Origin of the sequence: Lachnoclostridium sp., assembly GCF_031997925.1 — a bacterium.
GTDB lineage: Bacteria > Bacillota > Clostridia > Lachnospirales > Lachnospiraceae > Lachnoclostridium.
Genome location: NZ_DAMADT010000004.1, coordinates 91,951 through 99,974, shown reverse-complemented (window position 1 = coordinate 99,974; position 8,024 = coordinate 91,951). Strand labels below are relative to the sequence as shown.

Genomic DNA, 8,024 nt, shown 5'->3' with positions numbered 1-8,024 from the left:
CTTTTTCTTTATTTGTCGTTTCTTACAAAGACATGCATATCGTTTCATTACATCCTCCATGCACATCTTATCTACAATATTAAGTATACTTCAGAAAATTAGACGTTTAAACTTGAATAATTTCATATATGATGTACTTTTTATAGGTATATTTCTACAAATGCGTTCTGCATTAATCTGTTTTTTTGGTAAATATATATAATAAATCTTGCTTTTGCTCAAAAAAAATCATAAACAATATTGGAAATAAGAGGTGAACTAACAACTTCACTTATCATGAATAAAGCATGCTTTGTAAACTTTCTTATCAGAACGTTGAACGCGGTCTGTATCTTTCCTTTTATATAAAAAACTGTCTTTATCTTAGGCTATACGCTGTAGATAAAGACAGTTTTAATGGTTTATTTATTAAACCCATGAACTTGAATTTCATAAATACGAACAGCGGTATCGGAACCTTGTGTTGGTTTCATCACTGTAACTTTTACATAACGTGCTTCTCTTGGCTTAAATGTGTCTAAGGTTTCAGCTGCGGCATTGTTCTTAACTTCAAGGGCATGTTCAAAGCTTTTTCCATCTACACTGGTTTCAATGGTATACCATGAAGTATTCCTGTCAGGGCTTTCGTTTCCTTTTTCTGCATGAGCCATATAAACTTCACTAACCATTTTAGTTTCACCAAGGTCAATGGTAATATCATGTGGTGCCGAACCAGTTGCACACCACTTTGTCTCTGTTTTTCCATCGACTGCAAACCTAGGTGCTTCATTTTCATTGACATAACCGGAAGCGGTTGTACTCTTACCTTCTGAAATTACAGGAATATCACCAGAAGCATCACTACGAACTACGATCAGGCCATCCACTTTATATTCGGCTGTTCCTTCCTCATTCTTAGCAACTAAGCTGACATTATATACGCCTTCCTTTGCATATGTCACTTTTGGATTCTGTTCTGTTGCAGCGGCATGATCTGCTCCCTCAAAGGACCATTCATAACCTGTAGTGTTTGGAGAGCATAAGCTTGTAAATTCTACTACTTCCCCAGGAGCAACAAAGGTCTTAGAAGCCTTCATATTTGCTTTCGGTAAACTATTATTCGGCCATTCCATTACTACCGTAGTCCCCTGACTTCTTTGCTGCATATTATTTACTGCAATTACTTCAAAAGTTGACGTCTTTTCTCTTTCCTCCCTAGAAAGGGCATGAATGTAATGTGCTTTTGCTGTTGTAGCTCCCTGGAAGGATTTACTTCCATCATCATAAATTTTATATACTTCATAATATTTAACATTAGAAGCGCCATCCCATGCTAGCTTAACCCCTGCAAATAGTCCATCATCATCAAATTGCTGATATGCAATCTTTAAATTACCAGGAGTAGTTGGGACCGCCGTGCTTTCCTCGAAAATAGTAAGATTACCCATATTGATGAGAATCATATCCGACTTAGAAGAGCTAAAGTTAAAGCCAATCTTTCTAACAGTTTTTCCTTTCACTTTCGATAAATCAAACACTATTTTAGCCCATTCATTGTTTAGAGTATTATCCCCTTTGATATACTCTTTGGAACCATCTTCTAATTCTAATACTAACTCTGCATTCACTTGATAGTTTGCTTTCAGCATCGCATATGCCTTAGTTTTATCGCTAATTGCCAGATCAGAACTATATAATGTTAATTCAGATTTTTTATTAGCTTCCATTGCACCATATAAGCGAATTGAGTTTCCTCCATAATATGCATTCGCATAATCAATACCTGGTTTTAATTTATTGCCTTCTTCCTGATTTAAGATCCAGCGGTAGGTTGGCATAACATCTGTAATACTTCTGTTATTCCAATCCTGTACAGAGATTTTCTCACCATCTATAAAGAAGTTATATCCATTTCCTTTATTAAAATTTGTGATGAAAGGTAATTGATTTACAACTGTTTTTTCGATTGCATAGGTAGAAATCCCATGCCAGTCATATTGTGAAACCTCTGTCGGGATCGTTGGATTGCCATGCTCATTAACCCACATACGATTTTCATATCTCTCAAAAGCATCTAAACTATCTGCTGCAAAATAGGTCCAGCTTGGACAATATAACCCTATGGATGTATGCGGTACATTATTCTTCTCGAATAAATCCCAGTTAATTCGGGTCATAACACCATTTGCCTGAACATCGATACCGGCATAAAGATCATAAGGATTAATTCCTTTTTCTTTCGCTTTTTCATTGGATTTTATTAACAACTCCTGGTCTGCTAATGCACTTGCTGCCCACCAGAAATTTAAAAACATGCTGTCCGCACCTTTTTTCCCATTTTCATCAATCAGGTAAGCATCATTTTTATCAGTAAGAGCATTTTGATAATCAATTACGCCCTCTTCCGTCATGGAATCATACCATATGAAGGAGAACTTACCTGCTGCCTTTTCATTAAATTGCTGTACAAATGATAACATGTTATCAGCATATTCTTTCGTTAATGGAGCTTCCTTCGTTCCGCCCACTTCTTGATTAATGAACCAGCCATCAAAGCCAAGTACTGTACATACTTCGATTAACTTATCCACTAATAAAAATTGACCGTTTTCGTCGGTTTTCAGGAAATCATCTAACCATACTATTTTTCCGCCCCATGCTTCTGGTGCTAAGAATATGGTACCTAATATAGGAACACCATTGGTATGAGCTGCCTCCGTTACATCCGCCGTAGGTGGAACAATGAGGCCTTCTCCGGCAGAACCTCCCCAATATACTAATTGGTCTACATATTGCCAATAGGAGAATGTATTTGCATTGAAGCGATTCAATCCATGCGGAGAATTTCCGCTTGTACTGGAATTCATGATAGATAATGCGGCAACTTTAAAATCTGCTAACTGGGTCGGGTTACTTTTCACCAGCTTACTCTTATCTACTCTACTTTTCAGAGGAACATTCGATACATACAAATCTAAATCTTTCGCTTCCCTCGGATTCCATTCCAACAGCTCTGCTGGGAACCAATAAGGTGCATTTGGTATATTCATCATTTTCATATCGGATTCTGTCTCTGGTGTTACCTTATAAACTATTTTTCCTGGTGCCTGTACTTCCTCTAGTACCTTCTCTTCCTTTGTTACTTGTCCTGTCTCTGTGACAACAGCTTCTGTGACAACTGCTTCTGAGTTTGTGGCATTATCCTTTATGTCGGAAGAATTCTTGCTACAGCCGGTAACGAACATTGTAGCAATCAGGGCTACTGACACAAACTTATAATATTGTTTTTTCATAACTCCTCCTTTAAAAATAAATATACTGTAAGTTTACTTACTTATCCTTCAATGAGAAAGTGTAATAATTCCATAATCGTTGTATGGATTCTAGCTTTAAATTTTTAGAAATTTACATTTCTTTAATTACTCCATTAAAAATAAAATTTTTCACTTTGAATATTGAAAAGCTCGCTTCTATACTAAAAATAAGAAGAATCGCAACCTTTGATCCTTCTTATAAATAAAGTATAAAGGAGGTATAACAAATGTTAAAAAGATGCATCGTTAAAAAACACTTCGGATTACTTTTAGTAATATGTTTCTTGTTCCAATGCTTTACTATCTTTAGTTCACCGACCAAGGTGGAAGCAGCCTCCTCTGCTGTTTCTGCAATATTTGGAGGAGGCCCCTTTGTTACAGGCGGTCAACCAGTAATGAATCAATTAAAAGCTTCTGGTTTTAACACAGTAATTATCTGGTCAGTACATCCTCATCCAAATGGAGACTTATACATCAACGATGTACTTGTATGTCAAAACGGTAATTACGTAGGAGACCCTGCATGGGCTACTGCATGGCAATCCTTAAAAACAGGTACCACCTCTGTCACTCGCGTTGAGATAAGTGTTGGAGCTTGGGGATGCAGTGATTTTGAGAATATTCAGGCATTAATTAATGCAAATGGTACTGGTTCAAATACTATACTATATCGTAATTTTTTAGCTCTTAAAAATGCAACAGGAGCAGATGCAGTAAATTTCGATGATGAATCCTTATACAATGTAAATTCAACAGTACAATTTGGGCAAATGTGTGCCGCTATGGGAATGAAGGTTACATTATGTCCCTACACTTCCTCAAGCTTTTGGAGCAGTGTGAAATCCCAGCTTGGTTCCATTGTTGATCGTGTGTACCTGCAATGCTACGATGGTGGAGCAGGTAACAGCCCATCTTCCTGGAAATCCATCATGGGTATGAATGTGATTCCTGGACTATGGTGCTTGCATAACGGAAGTCAAGGAGACTCTGCTAGCTCCGTTAAATCAAAGCTTACCAATTGGAAGTCTTCCTCCGATGGTGGATTTATCTGGTTATATGATGATTTAATGAAGTTATCAAGTCCAAATTCAACCGTCGACTATGCGAATGCAATTAATTCAGTATTTACCACAACAACACCTACACCTACGCCTACTCCACCAATTTCAAACAATATTTCTCTCAAAAAATCAGCAACAGCAAATCAGTATGTAACAAACGAAACACCGGACAAAGCTGTAGACGGTTCCATCGCAGGTTATGGAAATGGCAATAGTAAATGGTGTTCTGATAACTCTGATTCTGCTAAATGGTTAAAAATCGACTTAGGTGGGTCCTATAACATATCAAGATGGGTTGTAAAACATGCCGGCATTGGTGGCGAAAGCACCTCTTATAATACCAAGAGTTTTAAGTTACAAAAAAGCACGGATGGCATCAATTGGACAGATGTAGATACCGTAACAAATAACACTTCAAATACTACAGATCGTACCGTAACAACGTTTAGTGCTCGCTATGTTCGCTTATACATTACCGCCGCAACGCAAACTACTTCCAATATTGCTAGGATTTATGAGTTTGAATTATATTAAGTTGATTCTCTAATTTAATCTGTCGAGATTTATTTCTATTCAAACAGTAAACATTGCTTATGATAACTAATGGTGGAAGGAGCGAATGAAAAATAGACCCTATAAAATGAACCATTTTAGATATAGTTCTTTTATAGGGTCTTTTATAGGGTCTATTATTGGGATTAGATGTTTCTTGTAATGTTTTTTACCTGCGCCATCTGATAGTCAAAATCTTCATCAGGGGGCGGTTTATCTATTTATTCTTCTTTGGCATAGTCACTATCATCCCAAAATCCTAAAAAATCAAAACCTTCTTCAGGTTCTCCGACTTCATACCCCATTATTATGCTTGCTCTGCTTTTAAAATTAGACAACCACTTTTCCCATTCTTCCTGTGGTAGCTCAGCATAAAGCTGTAATCCACTTGGCTCAACAGATGCACTTATTTGTTTTCCAGAGGTACCATACCAATGAGGAATGCCCTCAACAAAACCTATCCAATATGGCATCTCAGTATACATCTGACTTAATTGCTCCCATATTTCTTTTGATGCCGTATAATGTATATTTAAATTACAGTTATGTATTTCCATACAAACAACCCCCTTGGGAAATTCATTTATGTCAGCATAATTATAAATATCTACAATATCTCGAAGCAATGCCTGCCTAAATCCGATTAAGTATTCATGTTTCATCTGATAAACTTTACCGATGAGAACGGTAAACATTAATCCTACCCCAGTACTTAAATTTGGAATTCTTCAATCGTTACTTGTCCAATCCGTAGTAATTCATGCATCTTGCTCTGCCCATACTTGCCATAGGTCTATAAATATTTTCGCATTTTAGTAAATAAATTGAATATATTGATACCAATAAGATGTTAACACAAAATTGTATACTTATTCTTATTAATAGCAAATCGTTTAAGGAGTGGTAAGAAAATGTATGATATGACAGATTTTGCGCATGGATACATGGTTTACTCTATGTCGAATGCTGCTGATTCTAATGAAGTTGTAGCTATTCGCCATGATTCCGGTGATAATTTTAAATTTATTAAGGCTTACAAAACAGGTGGTGAAGGCACTGGAACCCAAACAGTTGATCCTCTTGGTTCACAGGGATCAATCATACTTTCAGATAACGGACATTTCCTTTTCGTCGTGAACGCAGGTAGCAATAGTATCACTAGCTTTAAAATCACCAACTCGGGAACCCTGATTTTTGCAGACGTGAAGCAGTCCGGTGGCTTCTTACCAATAAGCCTAACAACTCACCGTAATCTTCTCTATGTGGCAAATGCAGGCAATGGGAGCAATATTGCATCTAATGTAACCGGTTTTCAGGTAGACGAAAACGGTAAGCTTACCGAAATCTTTGGTTCCACTAAATCATTGAGTTCAAATAATGCCAGGCCAACATGCATTGTCATCAATTATAACGGTAAAAAAATAGCGGTCTCTGAGCAGAACACTAACCTAATCAGTGTATTTACCGTTCAACCAGACGGATCTCTCACCGGTCCTATCGTCAGTAATTCTAGCGGTCCCGGACCTTTTGGCTCTGTTTTCTTTACAAATGAAATATTACTGGTTACGGAGGCTGGAACAAATGCATTGTCATCTTATAAGGTTAATCATAATGGAACACTTTCTGTAATCAGTTCATCCGTTTTGAATTTTCAAGTAGCTACCTGTTGGGTTGCACTATCTGAAGATGGACGTTTTGCCTATACTTCCAATGCTGGTAGCCACACAATAACAACGTATGAAGTTGAATATGATGGACATGTGAGTGTTTCAAATATTGTTTATAGCACGAAAGATGGGTCTGGCGCACCAATTGATAGTGGCGTTTGTACCAATCATCTGTATGTACTAAGCGGAAATGAGGGTTCCATCAGCGTTTTTATTACTGGCCGAGAAGGCACACTAATCCCCAAAAAAGTTTTCAGCAATACACAACTGCCGAAATTAGGTTCACAAGGATTGGCGATCCTATGCTTACCAAATAGATAGTCAAAGCGGATATTCGCAATCCGCTTACGCTACTTGCTCATAACCTCATGTGCCACTACGTGGCATTTTAAAACAGGCAAGTCCTTACCCCTTAATTTCAATCACAATTTGCCTGATGTCATTTGCACACTCCTGTCAGGCAAATTGTGATCTGACTTTAGTCTTCAGATTTCATCTGATAAACTTTACCGATGGGAACAGTAAACATAAATCCTACCCCAGTACTTGAAATGCCATCCGCAACTTCCTGAACTACTGCTACCGCTTTATCTACCATCTTCTCATTTTCAAGAACAGTAAAAATCGTTTTACTATAGGGATGTGAGTCGCTTAGAAGCATGCGTAATGTGCTAAATAGAGGAACATTCCTGTTATCATTATTCACAATAGCACTTCCCATTCCCTGGCTGTCCAATATGGTTGCGCCACTAATTCCTTCCCTTACAAAACCAGATAAAATATCATCTAAACTATCAACATCATTTAATACAATGAACAAAACATGCATAATTCCACCTCAGTTTTTTATTTCATTAATTTGATTAATTATTCAACTGTGTAACTTGAGAAACATTATTTTTCTTATTGCTATGTTTTTCATCCTTCTTATTTAATCCGTCAATTTCACCGGCTTTTTGTATCGCAATCTTGGCAAATATAGGACCTGTTACTTCATAAATCAGAACGCTAAACATGATAATAGTACCAATAGCCACGGCAAATTCCGGTAATTGTTGGCGGACCAGAACAAGAAGACCAATCGATATACCACCTTGAGGGAGTAACCCTAAGCCAAGGTATTTCGTAACCTTTGGATCGGCTTTTACCGCTTTCGCACCGCCCCATGCACCCAGCATTTTACCCCCGGCTCTTGCAAACACATAAGCGACCCCCACAATTCCAACGCTGACTAAGATACTTAAATCCAAGCTGGCACCCGCTAATGTAAAGAATAAGATATAGACCGGAGATGCAAAGTCATTGATCGAATCAAAAACTCTCTTTGATTTTTTAAAAGCATTTACTACTGTAGTACCCATCATGATACATGTTAATAAAGGTGATAATCCTAAACTAATCGAAATTCCTGTTGCGATGCCAATCGCCATTAAAGCAACAGCCTGTAGCTC

5 protein-coding genes and 1 pseudogene are annotated in these 8,024 nt (G+C 37.5%); 2 read left to right on the top strand and 4 right to left on the bottom strand.

Features of this window, described 5'->3' with window-relative positions:
- Positions 1-401: 401 nt before the first annotated feature.
- Entirely contained in the window at positions 402-3,272 is a 2,871-nt protein-coding gene (locus RTP52_RS04595) for an endo-beta-N-acetylglucosaminidase (protein ID WP_312369492.1), read from the bottom strand.
- Between the two features lie 248 nt (positions 3,273-3,520).
- On the opposite strand from RTP52_RS04595, the gene RTP52_RS04590 reads away from it, so the two are divergent.
- Positions 3,521-4,888, top strand: a complete 1,368-nt coding sequence (locus tag RTP52_RS04590; protein ID WP_312369489.1) for a discoidin domain-containing protein — start codon at positions 3,521-3,523, stop codon at positions 4,886-4,888.
- Positions 4,889-5,127: 239 nt separating this feature from the next.
- On the opposite strand, the gene RTP52_RS04585 is transcribed toward RTP52_RS04590, so the two are convergent.
- The gene (locus tag RTP52_RS04585) at positions 5,128-5,601 is read right to left on the bottom strand and encodes a hypothetical protein (protein WP_312369487.1); all 474 of its coding nucleotides are present in this window, start codon (positions 5,599-5,601) and stop codon (positions 5,128-5,130) included.
- 216 nt (positions 5,602-5,817) lie between these two features.
- Here RTP52_RS04585 and RTP52_RS04580 point away from each other — a divergent pair, with 216 nt between their 5' ends.
- Positions 5,818-6,894: a lactonase family protein gene (locus RTP52_RS04580; protein WP_312369486.1), complete on the top strand. Its 1,077-nt coding sequence runs from the start codon at positions 5,818-5,820 to the stop codon at positions 6,892-6,894.
- Positions 6,895-7,051: 157 nt separating this feature from the next.
- On the opposite strand, the gene RTP52_RS04575 is transcribed toward RTP52_RS04580, so the two are convergent.
- Entirely contained in the window at positions 7,052-7,402 is a 351-nt protein-coding gene (locus tag RTP52_RS04575; RefSeq protein WP_312369485.1) for a P-II family nitrogen regulator, read from the bottom strand.
- A gap of 34 nt (positions 7,403-7,436) precedes the next feature.
- Positions 7,437-8,024, bottom strand: a pseudogene (locus tag RTP52_RS04570) (cation:proton antiporter); the annotation flags it as partial.